Origin of the sequence: Methanoplanus endosymbiosus (genome assembly GCF_024662215.1) — an archaeon.
GTDB classification, from domain to species: Archaea; Halobacteriota; Methanomicrobia; order Methanomicrobiales; family Methanomicrobiaceae; genus Methanoplanus; species Methanoplanus endosymbiosus.
The window spans coordinates 1,554,407-1,571,989 of record NZ_CP096115.1 but is presented as its reverse complement, the minus strand read 5'-3'; the positions used below and the strand labels follow the sequence as shown (position 1 = coordinate 1,571,989).

General features: G+C 42.2%; 17 protein-coding genes. 14 read left to right on the top strand and 3 right to left on the bottom strand.

Annotated elements, in window-relative coordinates; genetic code table 11:
- Positions 1-7 precede the first annotated feature (7 nt).
- The 14 genes from L6E24_RS06875 to L6E24_RS06810 all read left to right on the top strand — a co-directional run bounded on the left by L6E24_RS06875 (position 8) and on the right by L6E24_RS06810 (position 12,050).
- Positions 8-502: a hypothetical protein gene (locus tag L6E24_RS06875; protein WP_257743959.1), complete on the top strand. Its 495-nt coding sequence runs from the start codon at positions 8-10 to the stop codon at positions 500-502.
- A gap of 270 nt (positions 503-772) precedes the next feature.
- Positions 773-1,096 (top strand): V-type ATPase subunit subunit G family protein, encoded by a 324-nt coding sequence (locus tag L6E24_RS06870; protein WP_257743958.1) that lies wholly within the window; start codon positions 773-775, stop codon positions 1,094-1,096.
- A complete protein-coding gene (locus tag L6E24_RS06865; RefSeq protein ID WP_257743957.1) occupies positions 1,089-3,065 on the top strand; it encodes a V-type ATP synthase subunit I in 1,977 nt (658 codons plus the stop codon). Before L6E24_RS06870 ends, L6E24_RS06865 begins: the two co-directional genes overlap by 8 nt.
- Positions 3,066-3,068: 3 nt before the next feature.
- Positions 3,069-3,320, top strand: coding sequence for an ATP synthase subunit C-like protein (locus tag L6E24_RS06860; RefSeq protein ID WP_004076897.1), 252 nt, complete (start codon positions 3,069-3,071; stop codon positions 3,318-3,320).
- 37 nt (positions 3,321-3,357) lie between these two features.
- Positions 3,358-3,936 (top strand): V-type ATP synthase subunit E family protein, encoded by a 579-nt coding sequence (locus L6E24_RS06855; RefSeq protein WP_257743956.1) that lies wholly within the window; start codon positions 3,358-3,360, stop codon positions 3,934-3,936.
- Between the two features lie 15 nt (positions 3,937-3,951).
- A complete protein-coding gene (locus L6E24_RS06850) occupies positions 3,952-5,010 on the top strand; it encodes a V-type ATP synthase subunit C (RefSeq protein ID WP_257743955.1) in 1,059 nt (352 codons plus the stop codon).
- 4 nt (positions 5,011-5,014) lie between these two features.
- Positions 5,015-5,317, top strand: a complete 303-nt coding sequence (locus tag L6E24_RS06845) for a V-type ATP synthase subunit F (protein ID WP_257743954.1) — start codon at positions 5,015-5,017, stop codon at positions 5,315-5,317.
- Positions 5,308-7,056: an ATP synthase subunit A gene (locus tag L6E24_RS06840; protein WP_257743953.1), complete on the top strand. Its 1,749-nt coding sequence runs from the start codon at positions 5,308-5,310 to the stop codon at positions 7,054-7,056. The genes L6E24_RS06845 and L6E24_RS06840 overlap by 10 nt, the downstream gene beginning before the upstream one ends.
- Positions 7,057-7,061: 5 nt before the next feature.
- The gene (locus L6E24_RS06835; protein WP_257743952.1) at positions 7,062-8,441 is read left to right on the top strand and encodes a V-type ATP synthase subunit B; all 1,380 of its coding nucleotides are present in this window, start codon (positions 7,062-7,064) and stop codon (positions 8,439-8,441) included.
- 8 nt (positions 8,442-8,449) lie between these two features.
- On the top strand, positions 8,450-9,082 hold the full coding sequence (locus L6E24_RS06830; protein ID WP_257743951.1) for a V-type ATP synthase subunit D: 633 nt from the start codon (positions 8,450-8,452) through the stop codon (positions 9,080-9,082).
- Between the two features lie 242 nt (positions 9,083-9,324).
- A complete protein-coding gene (locus L6E24_RS06825; RefSeq protein ID WP_257743950.1) occupies positions 9,325-10,683 on the top strand; it encodes an RNA-binding domain-containing protein in 1,359 nt (452 codons plus the stop codon).
- A gap of 153 nt (positions 10,684-10,836) precedes the next feature.
- Positions 10,837-11,040 carry a type II toxin-antitoxin system HicB family antitoxin gene (locus L6E24_RS06820; protein ID WP_257743949.1) on the top strand — a complete coding sequence of 68 codons (204 nt, stop codon included), beginning with the start codon at positions 10,837-10,839 and terminating at the stop codon, positions 11,038-11,040.
- A complete protein-coding gene (locus tag L6E24_RS06815) occupies positions 11,037-11,264 on the top strand; it encodes a type II toxin-antitoxin system HicA family toxin (RefSeq protein ID WP_257743948.1) in 228 nt (75 codons plus the stop codon). The genes L6E24_RS06820 and L6E24_RS06815 overlap by 4 nt, the downstream gene beginning before the upstream one ends.
- A 462-nt stretch (positions 11,265-11,726) precedes the next feature.
- The gene (locus tag L6E24_RS06810) at positions 11,727-12,050 is read left to right on the top strand and encodes an HTH domain-containing protein (RefSeq protein WP_257743947.1); all 324 of its coding nucleotides are present in this window, start codon (positions 11,727-11,729) and stop codon (positions 12,048-12,050) included.
- Positions 12,051-12,101: 51 nt separating this feature from the next.
- Here the strand turns inward: L6E24_RS06810 and L6E24_RS06805 are convergent, their stop codons facing one another.
- The 3 genes from L6E24_RS06805 to L6E24_RS06795 are packed head-to-tail and all read right to left on the bottom strand — an operon-like array spanning position 12,102 to position 17,583.
- Positions 12,102-12,812, bottom strand: coding sequence for a M48 family metallopeptidase (locus L6E24_RS06805; protein WP_257743946.1), 711 nt, complete (start codon positions 12,810-12,812; stop codon positions 12,102-12,104).
- Positions 12,805-15,990 carry a type I restriction endonuclease subunit R gene (locus L6E24_RS06800; protein WP_257743945.1) on the bottom strand — a complete coding sequence of 1,062 codons (3,186 nt, stop codon included), beginning with the start codon at positions 15,988-15,990 and terminating at the stop codon, positions 12,805-12,807. The genes L6E24_RS06805 and L6E24_RS06800 overlap by 8 nt, the downstream gene beginning before the upstream one ends.
- A gap of 24 nt (positions 15,991-16,014) precedes the next feature.
- Positions 16,015-17,583, bottom strand: coding sequence for a DUF6119 family protein (locus L6E24_RS06795; RefSeq protein ID WP_257743944.1), 1,569 nt, complete (start codon positions 17,581-17,583; stop codon positions 16,015-16,017).

Below are 17,583 nucleotides of genomic sequence, written 5' to 3'. Positions count from 1 at the left end.
CCGGGCAATGAGATATGATCTAAAAGAGGGAAATCTTCTTCTGAAGGGGAAAAACTCTTTTATTCTTATTGGAAGAGCGAAGCGTTTATTCATCCTTTTTATAGAGACTTTTGAGAAGGAACTCTGCCAGACTGTAAGGGAAGATGATCTCATTGCGGTATCTGCACCCGAAGGTGGTGATCCCCGGCAGGCGTTTATGCTCCTTGAACTGATCCGGGAGTACAATATGCCGGTAATGGTGCTCCCCAAAGGTCATCCGGGGTCCGGGAGGCTTAATATGGTGGTCTCTGCCGGTCCGGAGATAATACCTGGGTGTGGAATTATGAGGGGTACTCATCCTGAACAGAATGTAATCTGTGCCTCTGAGGAATTCTCGGGGTTTTCTTTTTATTCTGATGGTGGTTTTGTAAGGATTGAATCCGGATTATTGGGCAGGGTGGCAGATAATTCCGGGATGAATATTGATATAGTCAGAATTCCTGATTCTGAATTGAGGTACTGATGCTCTATATGACTTATATTTAAGTTGAATTAAATTAATCCTGTTATGCTGTACCCTGTGAAACTGTTCTGTCCGCAGGCATGGGAATAATCATACAGTGTTATGCCGGAAAATATTCCGCGTATCAGGTATTTCTCTGCAAAAGCTATTATAGCACATTATGAAACTCTTTTATCTTTATTACATTTTAGGCATGCTTCAAACCTAAAATGGTAACTCTTAATACTAATCCATTCTCCATTTATAATATTGCCGTGAGAGGAGGGTTGGATGAAGACTGAGGTCCTCAAGAGCATCAAACAGACTGAAGAAAACTACAAAAAATCAATCAGCGCTGCCAAGGTGGAGAATGCAAAAATAATTGCATCTGCCGAAACAGAAGCTGAAAACCTTGTTTCCAAAGCGGAAAGAGATGCTGAAGAGTACAAAATCAAGCGTACCGCAGACGCACGTGCTGAAGCGCAGAAGAAGTATGACAAAATCCGTAATGACGGAGAAAAGCGTGCTGAATCGCTCAGAAAAGACGCCGCTTCTAACCTTGACAGAGCAGTAGCTATGCTTGTTTCTAAGTTCAAGGTGAAAGTAAATGTTTAAGGCACAGATGATGAGCAAACTGCTCATCGCCGCGTCTAAGGACCAGCTTGATCCGATTGTACGTGAGTTGTATCGCTATAATGTATTTCATGTAGAAGACTTTGTCGAAAAGGAGGAGGAGGAATATCAGGGCTTTAAGATCGGAAAACCGATGAAAGGAGCCTCTGAAACTTCCACCGAGCTGTTGAAAATACGATCCATAATCAATATGATCGGGCTGTCGTCCGGTGATATTGAGCCTGGAACAGCGCAGAAATCAGGCACGTTATCTGCAAAAGTTGAAAGTGAGCTTCCTGCAATTGAGAAGGAAGTCTCGTCTCTGGTTGACAAGAAGAACAGCCTGGAGACTACACTTCGCGAAAACCAGCAGAAAGTAGCGGAGCTTGAACCCTTTGTTGCTGTACCTGTGGATCTTTCACTGCTCAGGGGCTACGAGGAAGTAAATGTATTTGCAGGTCATATACCCGCGGACACTGAACTTCCGGTTGACTGTGAAAAATATTTCACAGCAGAAGTGCCCGGTAATCTCCTTATTGCAGTTGTAGCAAAATCTGATTCTGAAAAGGCCGACAGAGCACTTTCAGATGCTGGATTTTCATCTGTTGTCATTCCTGCAGAGGATGGCACGGCAAAGGAGTGCATTTCCCGGTTTACTCATGAGATCACCCGTCTCGAAAGCGAGATTGGTAAGTTAGATGAGCAGATTTCTGCTCAGAAAGAAAAGCATGCATCGTTTTTGGTGGCATGCGATGAACTGCTCACGGCAGAAGTTGAACGGGCGGAAGTTCCGCTTAGATTTGCCACCACAGATGAGGCGTTCGTTGCCGAAGGATGGGTTCCATCCGATAAGACAGCGGCTCTCATAAAAGACCTTGAATCCGTTACCGGAGGTAAGGTCTTTGTCACCGAAACAGAAGTTGATTATGATAAAGACACTGTTCCGGTAGAATACGATAATCCGGACTTTGCAAAACCAACCGAAGTTCTGGTTGATATTTATTCAAGGCCGAAATACAGTGAATTTGACCCGACACTTCTTGTCGCAATCGTCTTCCCGATATTCTTCGGATTTATTCTCGGAGATGTGGGATATGGTCTTATACTGCTTGCAGCGAGCTTTGGGCTTCGCAGGATGGTTAAGGGAAGTGAAGCAGGAAATCTGCTCCTTGACGTACTGAGAAACGCAAGTGTTTCAAGTATTATTTTCGGTCTGTTTTACAGCGAATTCTTAGGATTTGCATTGCCATGGAATCCATTATGGATCAATCGCCACTTTCACATAGGGGCGGCCCATGGTGGTGCAGGACCGGACGCAATACTGATGCTGATTCTGTCAGCATGGGTTGGAATTTTACACATCACTCTTGGAAGGAGTCTTCACATATACAACGCAAAAAAGACTATACATCCCGGTGAGCACCAGAAGAAAGTTATTTTTGGGCAGCTTGGATGGATCTTTGTAATGTGGGGTATTCTCTTTATTCTCTGGTCAATGTTCGCACTGCCGCTTATGCCTGATCTTTCAGGGTTTGCACCGCTTGTCTCCGGATTCAATATATTCGGTATATTCGGAGCAGTTCTGCTTATCGCAGGTATTGTCGGAATCGGACAGGAATCAGCCCTTGAGCTGATGGAACTCCCGACCGTTATCAGCCACGTGTTATCATATACACGTCTTGCAGCAGTTGGTCTGTCATCGGTTGCAATTGCAGCAGTTACAAACTTTATCTCTATTGGTATGATGATAGAACCTGCAATGGCTGATTTCAGTATTATGAGTATAGTTTTAATTATCGCAGGAATTGTTGTGTTCCTTCTCGGACACATTTTAAACACCGCACTTGGTCTCCTTGGCGGCGGTTTGCATTCAATTCGTCTGCACTATGTTGAGTTCTTCACCAAGTTCTATCAGGGTGGAGGACGGAAATATGAACCATTTGGAATTAAAAGGAAATTTACAGAGGATTAAATTATGGTAGTAGAAGCTATGACAGTTGAAGTGGCACAAGCATCAGCAGTTGGACTTAAAGCAGTTGGTGCAGGCCTTGCAGTAGGTCTTGCAGGTATGGGAACAGGTCTCGCACAGCTTGGAATAGGCGGTGCAGCAGTCGGAGCAACCGCAGAGAACAAAGAGATGTTCGGTCTCGCACTTCTCTTCACTGTAATTCCGGAAACAGTCGTTATCTTTGGTCTTGTTATTGCACTCCTGCTGTTGTTCACGTAAGTTGGTAGCCCGACTTAAGTATAAGAGGTAATGAACAATGGCATTGGATGCTGTAGTCAGTGAGATCAAAGCAAAAGGTGAAAAAGAGGCTGCCGCAATTATAGCGGAAGGAAAAGCGGAATCAGACAAGATCCTTGCAGAGGCAAATGAGAAAGTCATTTCCATCAAGAAGGCCGCAGAGAGTGAGTCTGACAGACAGTCAGCGCTCATTGTGACAAGGGAGGTTGCAGCTGCAAACCTTTCTGTCAAGCGTGGCGTTCTTAATGCAGAAAAGGACCTTTTAGATGAGACCTATGAGAAAACTGTCAGGGCAATAAATGAACTTCCTGCGGATTTCCACGCCAAGGCTGCCCGTGAGCTGTGTAAGGCTGCGGCAAAGGAACTTGGTGAAGGTCTGTTTTACTGTAATGAACGTGATTCAGCCGCAGTTGAGGCAGCTCTTTCCGAGCTTAAAACGCTTAAAGGTTTTTCACTGGCAGGAAGAAAGGACATATCGGGTGGCGTCATTGCAGAGAGTGCAGACGGGCAGTTGCAGCTGGATTTCAGCTACAATGCTTATCTCTCAGAAGTCTGGGAAGACAGTCTGAAAGACGCATCAGAGGCCCTTTTTGGCTAAAGGAGGGTTGCAGAAATGGCTGCTGTGAATACAACAGGCCCTGCCCCCTATATCTATACATGCACTCGTATGCGGGTGAGGAGATCAAAACTCATCCCCCGCGAAGATTACATGCGCATGCTGAATATGGAGCTGCCTGAGATTACGCGTGTTATTGAAGAGACACGCTATAAAGCAGAGATCGATGAGCTTGCTCCATCATTCTCAGGTATAGATCTGATTGAGATCGCACTTTCCTGGAATCTTGCGAAGGAATATCAGAAGATTATTGAACTTGTGCCGGGGCATCTGAAGGGCTTTACAAAGAGTTACCTTCTGCGCTGGGACATTCAAAACGTCCTTACAATAATCCGTGGTAAACACCAGGGTGTTAAAGCCGGAAAGATCAAGGAGATCTTAATTCCGGCAGGATGCCTTGACAGAGTGGTACTGGACCGCCTGTTAAATGAGGATTCACCTGACAGGATTATTGAGAGTCTTAAAGGTCATAAATTATATCCAGTATTTGAAAGGGAACTTACCGGAGCAATAGAGTCCGGTTCCTTTGCAGATATGGAAAATGAGCTTTATAAGGCATATTACGCCAACCTTATCAGGGAAGCCAAAGGCGGTGTGAAGGGTGGACATGCATTTTTGTCCTACATAAAGGTCGATGTCGATACCAGAAACCTTCAGACTCTCTTCCGTGTTAAGGGAGAGGCTGATCCGGAAGAGATAAAGGCTCTGATGGTTGAAGGCGGAAGTTTCACAGTTGATGAACTTGCCCGTCTTGCTTCTTCTGATAATATGGATGAGGTTGTTGACACTGTCAATAAGCGTATTAAGGGCGAATCTTTTGACGAAGTATTTGAACTTGTAAAGGCGGGTAAATCCTCCTATGAGGTAGAAGTCGGACTGATTAAGGCAAAGCTTAGTGAGATGGAAAAACTCTCAAGGCGTTATGCATTTTCAGTCACTCCAATACTTGTCTATCTTGAAGAGAAGTATTACGAGGTTGCAAATCTTCGTGCACTTGCAAGAGGAAAGGAGTCAAAGCTCCCTTCAGATAGGATAGAGGCCTCAATGGTGGTGTGAAAATATGGAGATTGCAGTTGTTGGAAACAGTGAGTTTATCCTCGGGTTCCGTCTTGCCGGTATTCAGAAGACATATCCGGCAGAATCGGCAGATCAGATCAATGACCTTGTCACAAAGGTCATGAGTGATCCCGAAGTCGGAATCTTAGTACTTAAAGGTGAGGATATGCAGAAACTCCCGGTTAGACTTCGCACTACCCTATCGGAATCAGTCAGGCCAACTGTCATTGCAATCGGCGGTGAAGAGGGCGGACTTTCCATGAGAGAGAGAATTAAGAGATCAGTGGGTGTTGATCTGTGGAAGTAAAAGGAAAAAGTAAAGGAATTCTAAAAAGGATTTCCGGTCCGGTCGTTACTGCCGTTAATTTTGATGCACATATGTATGATGTGGTCAGGGTTGGCGATGAGCAGCTGATGGGCGAGGTCATCAAGATTGACGGTGACAACGTTATCATTCAGGTATATGAAGCGACCGACGGTATCCGTCCGGGTGAACCGGTTGAAAACACCGGACTGTCCCTGGCAGTTGAGCTTGGACCAGGTCTTCTGACAAGTATCTATGATGGTATTCAGAGGCCGCTTGAAGTGCTCATGGAAAAGATGGGCAACTTCATTGAACGTGGTGTTACTGCACCAGGTCTTGATCATGAGAAGAAGTGGGAATTTCAGCCACTCTTAAAGAAAGGCGATCTCGCTAAACCTGGTATGGTTATCGGTCAGGTTCAGGAGACGAACATTGTCACAAAGATTATGATTCCGCCGAATTTCAAAGGCGGAAAAGTAACAGAGATCAAATCAGGCAGTTTCACTGTTGAAGAGGTAGTCTGTGTTCTTGACAGCGGTGAAGATGTCATCATGATGCAGAAGTGGCCTGTCCGTGTACCAAGACCGGTTACAGAGAAGAAGAATCCGGATATCCCCCTGATTACAGGGCAGCGTATTCTTGATGGTCTGTTTCCGATTGCAAAGGGCGGTACAGCTGCAATTCCAGGTCCGTTCGGATCAGGAAAGACTGTTACCCAGCAGGCTCTTGCAAAGTGGTCTGATGCAGAGATAGTTGTCTATATCGGATGTGGAGAGCGTGGCAATGAGATGACAGAGGTACTTACCGAGTTCCCGTTCCTTGAGGACCCAAAGACCGGAAAGCCTCTGATGGAGAGGACAATTCTCATTGCAAACACCTCAAATATGCCTGTGGCAGCACGTGAGGCATCTGTTTACACCGGAATCACAATTGCGGAGTACTTCCGTGATATGGGATACGATGTATCACTGATGGCAGATTCAACATCCCGCTGGGCTGAAGCAATGCGTGAGATTTCTTCACGTCTTGAAGAGATGCCTGGTGAGGAAGGTTACCCTGCATATCTCTCAGCACGTCTCTCAGAATTCTATGAGCGTGCAGGACGTGTTGATACTCTCAACGGAGATCTCGGTTCAATTACCGTTATCGGTGCTGTTTCACCACCTGGTGGAGATTTCTCAGAACCGGTTACGCAGAACACACTCCGTATTGTCAAGTGCTTCTGGGCGCTTGATGCAAAACTCTCGCAGAGGAGACATTTCCCGGCAATCAACTGGCTGAATTCGTACTCTTTATATCTTGATACCCTTGCACCATACTACGATGAGAATGTTTCACCTGAGTGGAACCCGCTTCGTGCATGGGCAATGGAAGTTCTTCAGAAAGAGGCGGAACTCCAGGAGATTGTACAGCTTGTCGGTTCAGATGCACTTCCTGACGAAGAGCAGGTCACAATTGAAGTGGCACGTATGCTTCGTGAGGTCTTCCTTCAGCAGAATGCTTTTGACCCGGTTGATACATTCTGTTCAATGGAGAAGCAGTTTGATCTTATGAAGGCAATTAAGAAGTACGCAGAGCTTGCATATTCCACACAGAAGGCAGGTTTCCCGATTGCTTCTATTATTGCTGTCAAGTCAAAGAATGAACTTGCGCAGATCAAGTTTACGGAAGATTACAAGCCTGAACTTGCAAAGATCTTTAAGGATATGGAAGTGGAATTCGCACAGATCAAGGAGGCCTGATTCAGATGAAAGAATATCGCACTATTCATAAGGTTCAGGGTCCTCTTGTATTTGTCGAGAAGACTGAGCCTGTCGGATACAATGAGCTTGTAAACATTGTCCAGGCAGACGGGACCACAAAGCGTGGTCAGGTTCTTGATACCTCCGATGATATCGTAGTTGTTCAGGTATTTGAGACAACTGCCGGTATCGGCAGGGATGCAGGTGTCCGGTTCACAGGTGAGACCATTAAGATGCCTGTCGGACATGATATGCTTGGACGTATCCTTTCCGGTGGCGGTAAGCCTAAGGACGGCGGACCGGAGATTGTTCCGGAGAAGAAGATCGACATCAACGGTGCGGCTATCAATCCGTATGCACGTGCATCACCGTCTGAGTTTATCCAGACCGGAATTTCAACCATTGATGCGACAAACACACTTGTCCGTGGTCAGAAGCTTCCTATCTTCTCCGGTGCAGGTCTTCCGCACAATGAGATCGCTCTTCAGATTGCACGTCAGGCTAAAGTGCCTGGTTCATCAGAAGAGTTTGCTGTAGTTTTCGCAGCTATGGGTATCACAAAGGAAGAGGAAAATCAGTTTATGGCTGATTTCGAGCGTACAGGTGCTCTTGAGCACGCTGTTGTCTTCCTCAACCTTGCAGATGATCCTGCTGTAGAGCGTATCATCACCCCGCGTCTTGCACTTACAACTGCTGAGTATCTTGCATTTGAGCTTGGATATCACGTTCTGGTTATTCTGACTGATATGACAAACTACTGTGAGGCTCTGCGTCAGATTGGTGCAGCACGTGAGGAAGTGCCCGGAAGACGTGGATATCCGGGTTACATGTACACTGATCTTGCATCACTCTACGAGCGTGCAGGTATTATCAAGGGCAATAAGGGATCTGTTACTCAGCTTTCAATCCTTACTATGCCTGGTGATGATATTACACACCCAATTCCTGATCTCTCAGGTTATATTACCGAGGGTCAGATTGTGGTCAACCGTGAACTTCACAGGAAGGGTATCTACCCGCCGATCAATGTCATGCCGTCACTGTCACGTCTGATGAATCTTGGTATCGGAGAGGGCAAGACCCGTGAAGATCACAAGAAGGTATCTGATCAGATGTATGCAGGATATGCAGAGGGTGTTGATCTCCGTGGTCTTGTGGCTATTGTCGGTAAGGATGCTTTATCAGAGCGTGATCAGCTGTTACTTGAATTCGCTGACCTCTTTGAAGGCAGATTTGTCCGCCAGGGTCATGATGAGGACCGCTCAATTGCGGATTCGCTTGATCTCGGCTGGGAGCTTCTTTCTACCCTTCCGGAAGATCAGCTTACCCGTATTGACCGTGATCTGATCAGGAAGTATCACCCTAAGTACAGAAAGAAGGAGTGAGCCTGTAAATGGCGCTTAAAGATGTAAAGCCAACACGTTCTGAGCTTATTGATTTGAAGAGGAAGATTAAGCTCTCCGAACGTGGCTATAACATCCTCAAGATGAAGCGCGACGGACTGATCCTTGAATTTTTCAAGGTTTTAGAAGATGCAAAGGAAAGCCGGGGTGCTCTTGCTGAAGGGTATGAGCGTGCAACCGGTATGATTGCAATGGCGAATACAGTTGAGGGTTCAATCAGGGTTAAGGCGGCTGCAATGGCTGTCAAGGAGAAACCCCAGATTACTCTTAAGGAGAAGAATATCATGGGTGTTGTTGTTCCCGATATTGAGTCTTCAGCTGTAAGAAAGAACGTTACACAGCGTGGTTATGGTGTTTTAGGCACATCAGCGGTTATTGATGATACTGCATCCTCCTTTGAGGATTTGGTCGATGCTATCATTCAGGCTGCTGAGATTGAGACCACTATGAAGCGTCTGCTCGATGAAATTGAGTCGACAAAACGCCGTGTCAATGCTCTGGAGTTCAAGGTAATCCCCGAACTTTCCGAAGCACGTGACTTCATTAAAATGAGGCTTGATGAGATGGAAAGGGACGAAATCGTCCGTCTCAAAAAGATCCGGGCCAAAACCCAGGCCAAATAATTTTTTTTTACGTTTTTGCTTTTATTTTTTCTTCCTAATTAACAATATTGCGCACGGATCATCAGACTCATTTTTTGTACATGCCCTGATTATAATATTGCCTGATGGAAATCAGAGGAATTTATTTTAGTTTTGAGACGAATAACTCTGATCACTGTGAGTGATTAGCATTTTATTGTTCGTTTAGATGGGATTTTACAGAGTGAGATTACGAAAATATCCTGATTAATTATAGGGAGAAGATGATGACAGAATCCAACCGCATTGAGTATAAACAGGAGTTAACAGAATCTCTTGAAAAGGAGGTTGTGGCCTTTTTAAATACATCTGAAGGTGGTGTTATTTATTTGGGGATTGATAAGGCGGGAAATGTGTTCGGTCTGAGTGATGCTGATGAGATCCAGCTAAAGGTTAAGGATAGGTTAAGAAACAATATCCGGCCGTCATGCCTTGGGTTATTTGATGTTATTCATGAATTGTGGAATGGAAAAGATCTCGTCAGGATTGTATTGGCTGGTGGTTCTGAGAAGCCATACTACCTTCGGAAATATGGGATGACAGAAAAGGGATGCTTCATCCGGGTTGGCAGTGCAAGTGATCCAATGCCGGCACGTATGATCGAAGAATTGTTTGCAAAACGGGTTCGCAATTCCATCGGTAATATAAGGTCCCCACGACAGGATCTCAGTTTTGAACAGCTTCGTATATATTATCAGGAAAAGGGATTTAATCTTGGAGATAAATTTGCCTCAAATCTCGAACTGTTAACTAAAGAGGGTGATTATAATTATGCAGCTTATCTTCTTGCTGATGATAACGGAAATTCGGTTCAGGTTGCCAGGTACCGTGGTCCGGACAGGGTTGACCTGATTGAAAGCAATGAATATGGCTATTGTTCTTTGATTAAATCCTGTAAACAGGTTCTTGATCGACTGGAGGTTGAGAACCGTACTGTAACGAAGATTACTTCTAAAGAACGAATCAATATACGCCTGTGGAATGCCGTTGCTTTACGTGAGACTGTAATTAATGCCATTATTCACAATGACTATACCAGTGGGGCTGTCCCGAAGTTTGAAATTTTCCAGGATCGTATCGAAATTACTTCTGCCGGAACTGTTGCACCTGGTATTGCACGTGAGGAGTTTTTTGCCGGTTACTCAATTCCACGTAACAAAATACTTATGCGGATCTTTAAGGATTTGGGTATTGTAGAATATCTCGGTTCAGGTATGCCTCGTATTCTTAAGGCCTATCCAAGGGAATCTTTTCTTTTTACTGCAAACTTTGTCCGTACCGTCTTTCCTATGGATTCTGGTGCGCTGGAACTTCAACAGAATGGAAATGTAACCAAAATAATGGAAGACACCGCTCAGAAAAGTTCACAGAAAAGTTCACAGAAAAGTTCACAGAAAAGTTCACAGAAAATTTTGCAGCTTGTCAAAGATAATAATAGTATTACCACAACAGAAATGGCAGAATGTCTTGGAATTAGCAGAAGGGCAGTTGCTAAACAGATAGATAAGCTAAAGGAAGCCGGAAAACTAAAACGCATTGGTCCTGACAAAGGTGGACACTGGGAGGTTCTGGGTGAGAATTAAACCTTCATTGAAATAAAGGCCTAAATTATATTCCGTGCATCTCAAAACTGTTAATTAAATTTTCCACTGACTATAGTCCCGGATTTCCGGAAAACGATTAGTCATCTTTCGTTTAAACCACATTTTTAAATTCTTAAACGATAATTAGTTTCTATGAATATTCGTGTAGTCCTTGAACCAAGTGAGGATGGAGGATATACAGTATACGTTCCCTCGCTTCCCGGTTGTATCAGCGAAGGAGAAACCAGGGAAGAGGCTATACAAAATATCAAAGAGGCGATTGATCTTTATCTTGAGCCAATCGAAGATGAAATAATCTTTGGTGAGAACGCTGAACAGATAGAGATTGCAGTATGAATAAAGTTCCCTCTCTGGATTATGACAAAGTAGTGCGGGCGTTTCAGAGAGATGGTTTTGTTGTTGTCAGAACAAGGGGGAGTCATATTCGTCTCCATAAAAATACACCTGAAGAAACAATAAAACTCACAATTCCTATGCATAAACCGATAAAAAGATCAACTCTTTCTCATATCCTTAAACAGGCTGATATGACTCTGGAAGAACTGGATAAGCTTCTTTAATTAGAATTCATTAATTTCATTCTGAATCTGGTCTATGCCGGGAAATTTTACCCACTTATCTTAGATTTTCACATTTATCATATGTAGTCTTACACCGGAATCTTAACTTCGCAGGCACGTCTGCGAAATTCTCTTTAATCTGAAGTCCTCATTTTAATGGACAAATGGATAAATAGTGGACACTATTGGAGCAATACCAGTAGAATATGGATAATTGTCGTATGGAATTATCTTATTGTCTATAGAAAAATAGCCGTGCAACGGCCTCTTATATTGCATTGTAATTAAACTCCTGCTTTACTTGCGTTGGAGTGTGGTTAATCTCCGGAAAAACTTATGTTCGACTATAAGTTTTCGATAAATTTGTTGTGGGCTGTAAATAATCAGAGCCGGAGAGGATGGATCTTATTGAAAATAACGATTATGGCTATGAATCTGTTAATAACAGGGGGTGGGGCTATTATGGAAGTAATTATTACTAATGATGTTTCAGTTTCGGAAAAGATGTCGGAAAAGATGTCGGAAAAGATGTCGGAAAAGATGTCGGAAAAGATGTCGGAAAAGGGTTCGGAAAAGGGTTCGGAAAAGGGTTCGGAAAAGACTGAATACAATATATTGCAGCTTTTGAAAAAAAAATCTGATCTTACAATTGATGACATCGCAGGTGAGCTAAATATAACGACACGTACAGTTGAGAAGAATCTTTCAAAGCTGAAAAAGAGCGGGATGATTGTAAGAGTCGGAGGCAGAAAAACCGGTTACCGGAAAGTTTTGGATGGAAAATAAAGGCCCCGGATTTCACTTTATTTTTCCGGATGTCTCATATACCTGTTTCATTTATGCCAGCAGAATCTCCATCCTCTGTTTTCTTTCCTTCCAGTCGGGCATAATCTGCTCTAATAGTCTGTAATAGTCCGGGCTGTGGTTATAATATTTTAAATGACATAGTTCATGAGTGACCACATAATCTATGCAGGTTTTTGGCGAGAGTATTATGACAGGATTAAGGGTTAAAACTCCTGATGTTGAGAGACTTCCGTACCGCTTTTTCATCTTCCTGATCTGAAATTCCGGTTTTTCATCTGCAATGCTTCTGATATTTTTCCAGCAGTTCTCAAGGGACTTAGAAAAGACTATCTCTGCTCTGTTCCTGTACCAGGCATCAAGGAGCAACTTTACATTTTCAGGTGACCTATCTGTAGTTGTAATATTAAAATAACCTCCGGATAGTTTTACAGAGTTTTTTTCTCCGGAAATTATCTTTAACCTGTACTGCCTCCCAAGATAGAGGTGGGTCTCACCCCCTACGTACAGGCGTTTTGGGGTTTTAGGACAGAACTGACTGAAAAAATTCTTCTGCTCTGTAATCCACCTGGCTCTTTTTGTAACAATCTTCAGTACCTTTTCAGGCGGAGTATTTAGTGGTGCTCTAACGGTTACTGTGGTATCGGGATTTACGGCAATTTCAAGTGTTTTTCTCTCAATACAGGCTACTTCATAGCAAATCTGCCGGTTGCCATACTCTACTGAACCTGAGTAGTTATTCATAACATTCCCGTTTTTTTGCAATGTGAAGGGTTTTATCAATGATCTCAGTCATTTGTCCGGTGCTTAAATCTATCTCGTCTTTTACCACATCATAAAGATAATCATCTATATCATTTCGTACACAGTTCTTTGCATCCTCATCTTCCCAGAACTGGACTTTATTGTGTGCCTTCAGACTCTTACAGACTTTCAATGCTATCTCTGCTGAAATCTGGTTTCTTTTTTCTTCATCAGGGTTATTAACTCTGAGAATTTCGTCTATTGCGCCATAGTATGCCATTGCACTGTAATTCTCCTGAATGTCATCCGGTACATTTTCGTGTTCTTTCTTTGTAACCTTCTCCTTTAGGTCCACGACTCTGTTATAATAATCAATCTCTGAAATTCTTCTTGCCCTGAAGTCATCTATAGCCTCCTGGATCAGGTCAGAGAACTTTTTGTAAAAAGCCGGGTCCTCATCCATCTTCTCAGTTATCTTTCTCTTTGTTGCATGGGCAATAATATCTGCACGGGAAACTGTACTTTTTCCGTTGTATATCCCAAGTTCCTCTTTTACGGCTGAAAACTTCTCCCTGTCAAATATGTTCACCGGTTCATTGAGCTGGATAACCTCATCCGCTTTGATGTTTGTATCGATCAGTTTTTTGATCTTTGGCTCATAATCCCGGTAATCAATGGAATCTGCATATCTCAGCTTAACAGATGCTTTCAGGTTTGTAAATCTCTTCAGATCGTTTTTATATCTCTTTATCAGTGAATCGCTGGTGTTTAGCATGAAATGTTCTGATGATAGTGCGACAGATAAGCATTTACTGAAGTTAAACAGCCGTCCATAAAATCTGTCTCTCCTTTCCTTATCACTTAAATGGACCTCATAGGCTTCTTCGTCATAGACATTGGGTACATCCTTAAATATGTCTAAAAGATCTGAGTGATACTGGGGAAGTTTTTCTATCTCTGATTTAACAGATATAACAGTGCCCTCTACATCTTCGGGATCAAATCCTTCAAATGCACTGTACATAGTCAGTGCTTCATCAAGTTTTCCTAAAATGCCGGCGTAGTCGATGATGTAACCAAAATCTTTGCCTTCATGTACCCTGTTTACTCTGGCGATAGCCTGAAGCAGGGTGTGTTCACGCAGGTTGCGGCAGAGATACATGACGGTGTTCACCGGAGCGTCAAATCCGGTGATAAGTTTGTCAACTACGATTATTATCTCAGGCTCTTCTCCGTGTTTGAACTGGTTAATTATCTGGGTTGTGTATTCATCCGCATTTCTGTACCTCTCCATCATCTTTTTCCAGAATGCCACAACCTGGTCTTTTGATTCATCTTCAGCTTCATCGTATCCTTCCCTCATGTCCGGTGGGGATATGATAACTTCGGCTGAGACTTCCCCTATTTCTCTTAGATATTTCAGGTATGTTACTGCGGATGCTTTATTCGGAGCTATAAGCTGACCCTTAAACCCTGTCCCTTTCCAGTTTTTGCAGAAGTGATCACTGATGTCATAAGCCCTCATATATATGACTCTGTCTGCTTTGTTCAGCTCTTCTGCTCTTGCATATTTCCGTTTTAGATCTGCCATCTGCTCTCTGGTCAGGTCCTTTGTGTATCTTTCAAACCAGGTATCAATTGCTTTTTTGTCCTGTTCTATGTCAACAAGCCGGCCTTCGTAAAGAAGCGGGACTACTGCTTTGTCCTCTACTGCCTGGCTGATGGAATAATGCGGCGAGATAAGTCCTCCAAATCTTTCAAAGCTGTTCTTCTCTTTCTTTAGCAGGGGTGTCCCGGTGAACCCGATATAGCAGGCGTTTGGAAACATCTGTCTCATTCGTCCGGATAGTGATCCAGACTGTGTCCTGTGCCCTTCATCAACGAGAATGATTATTTCAGATGATTCATTTCTGTATTTTTTTATGTTCAGTGCTTTGTCAAACTTGTGGACAAGGGTTGTTATGATGCCTGTTTTTTCCTCAGATACGAGTTCAAGGAGGTTTCTCCCGGATGTCGCCTTCTTGGGTTCAAGCCCGCATTCTGTAAATGTATTTTTGAGCTGTGTGTCAAGGTCTGTTCTGTCTGTTACAATGACTATCCGTGGGTTATTCAGCTCTTTATCAAGTGCAATATTTCTGGCAAGCATTACCATTGTAAGGGATTTTCCTGACCCCTGTGTATGCCAGATAATTCCCCCTCTTCTCCGGTTGTCTTCGTTGGTTGTTCTGATACGCTCTAATGTTGATTTAATTACAAAGTACTGCTGGTAACGTGCAATCTTTTTTATTCCTGCATCGAAGATGATGAACCTGTGTGTCAGTTCAATGAGTCTTTCCGGTCTGCAAAGAGAATACAGGGCCGTATCCTGCTCTGTTGCAATTCTGCCGCCACTTTCCTGTAATCTTTTAAAATGCCATCCTGCGGTCTCAAAGTCTCCGGAGTAAAGTTTATCTTTTATATCGTCAGGCAGACTTCTGTTTATTATCTCATCTGAGGGTGGTTCTTCTTTCCATATGCTCCAGAATTTTTTGGTAGTGCCTGCGGTTGCGTACATTGCCCGGTTTTTGTTTATTCCAAGGACAATCTGTGCGTACATGAAGAGTTTTGGAATGTAGTCTTTTCCCTGATTTCTGAGTGACTGTGATACTGCCTCTTCTACATCATTCTTTGGAGATTTGCATTCTATAACCACGAGTGGAATTCCGTTTACGAAAAGAACAATGTCGGGCCGTGCTGTTCTCTCGCTTTTTGTTCTCTCAACCGGAAATTCTGCTGTTACGTGGTATGAGTTATTGTCAGGGTTTTTCCAGTCTATGTAGTTTAAATGAAAGCTCTTTTTATCCCCGTTTATGGTCTGCTCAAATGATTCGCCAAGTGTGAGTATGTCATATACTTCCTGGTTTGTTGTCTGTAGTCCGTCGTAGCGTATGTTTTTCAGCCTCTGAACAGCAGACTGGATGTTCTCTTCGCTGAAGAGGTATTCCATTCCTTTGTATCTGATTCTGTTTATCTCTTTAAGTTTCCGGCTCAGGATTTCTTCGAGCACTACCTCAGAAGTCCGGTTATATCTCAGTTTCAGGGCCTCTTCAGGTGTCAGGTAAGTATATCCAAGATTTATCAGCAGTTGTAATGCCGGTATCTGTGACTGAAGTTTTTCTGTTATTGGTGGTGGAGTCATATTTATTCTCCGTTAAAATCAAAACTACTTTTTTCTGTCATACTCATCCTCAATAAGCATGATCGAGACATGCAGACCCATTAATTTAAAGGAGTTAATGCATCTCAATAAACTAATTCTTGAAAAAATAGGTAAATTGTTGGATTTCTTATCTGGGTTTTTAGCAGTAATTATCCCATATATTACTTCAAATTTATCTCCATCTATAATTTCTGTATCTTTATTTCCTATAAGTTTTTTTAGTTTATCTTTAGATTCTTCGTGAAGTCGTATAATTTCAGCTGAATTTAAGCCTTGATTAAAAAGATGACTTAAATTGGCAGATCGAGTTGATATTTTTATATGTATCAGTGTTGCCTTGTTATCTGTGGAAGTATAAAGATCGCATGGTTCTACTGAGGATTGTCCTTTAGGTGAAATATTTTTTTTATCTAAACAAATAAATTTATGATTTGTATCACTTACATGCTTGTTGTAAGAATCTTCTCTTTTGTAGTCGCACTTTGGTAAAATGTTATTTTTGAAGTAAGGATCTAATTGTTTTTTTAATCTGACTATATAATCTTTGTCTAACTCATACCATTTACCTTCACATATGTGGTAGTGCTTACTCTCAAATTCACAGTCAAAAAGCAGACTCTTATATATCGAAAAACTTTGTATTATATGCCTATTTTCATCGCAGATATTCAGATTGTGCTTATTAAGTTTGCCAATATCTATTTCGTCAGGAGAAATATTTCTACTTTTAAAAAATTTAATATAATGATTTATATGAGCATCATCATGTGTTTCTGAATTATTCTTCCCTATGGAATAGTTTATTTGAAAATTTTCCTGATAATTGATAATTTCAGGAACAGTCAGTGCAATATCTGTCAATTCCTCACGAAATACCTTTAATAATTGTTTATTTAATTTGGATATGATATTTGGATCTTTTACTGGTATGATATTTTGAATGTCTGGAAAATGTATTTTAAAATCGTCTTTGTTATATAGTGCCAAAATATTCCTGCATAACTCAGGTAGTTCTCTTGCTTGAAGTTTTGAATCAATCCGTATGCTATTTGCTCCAGTAACATTTGAAAAGAGATACCTATACTCTTCTTTTACTTTTCCTGAAATTCTTTTTACAATTGATTCGTCCTTATCAAAATCAAAGAAAGTTAAATTAACAGTATTTGAACTTTGAATACTTTCTCTTTTAGCATTTTCTGGTTGTAATATATCAGTACTTTTAAGTTTATCGGGATCTACTGCGTTTAAAGTACTTCTCAAACCGAAATCATACTCATAGCTCTCCTCTTTTAAGTTGTGGTATGTATGTCCAAAAGTAAAGGCAAAGCATCGATCATAAACAGGAAGAAAAACAATTGCGCCTTTTAGTGTCTGCTTTAGTTCTGTCTTTATTTTCCAGAAATCTTTCCACCATGGGTTTGATGGATTTTTGTCAAGTAAAAAGAGCGTTGCCCCATCTGGAAGATTATCAGCAGTTATATTTTCTATGAGCTCATGGTGTTCTTTTAATGAGTTTTCAGCTGAAAATCCCTTTTTTAATAAATATATTGAAAAACTTCTGCTCTTTACCAT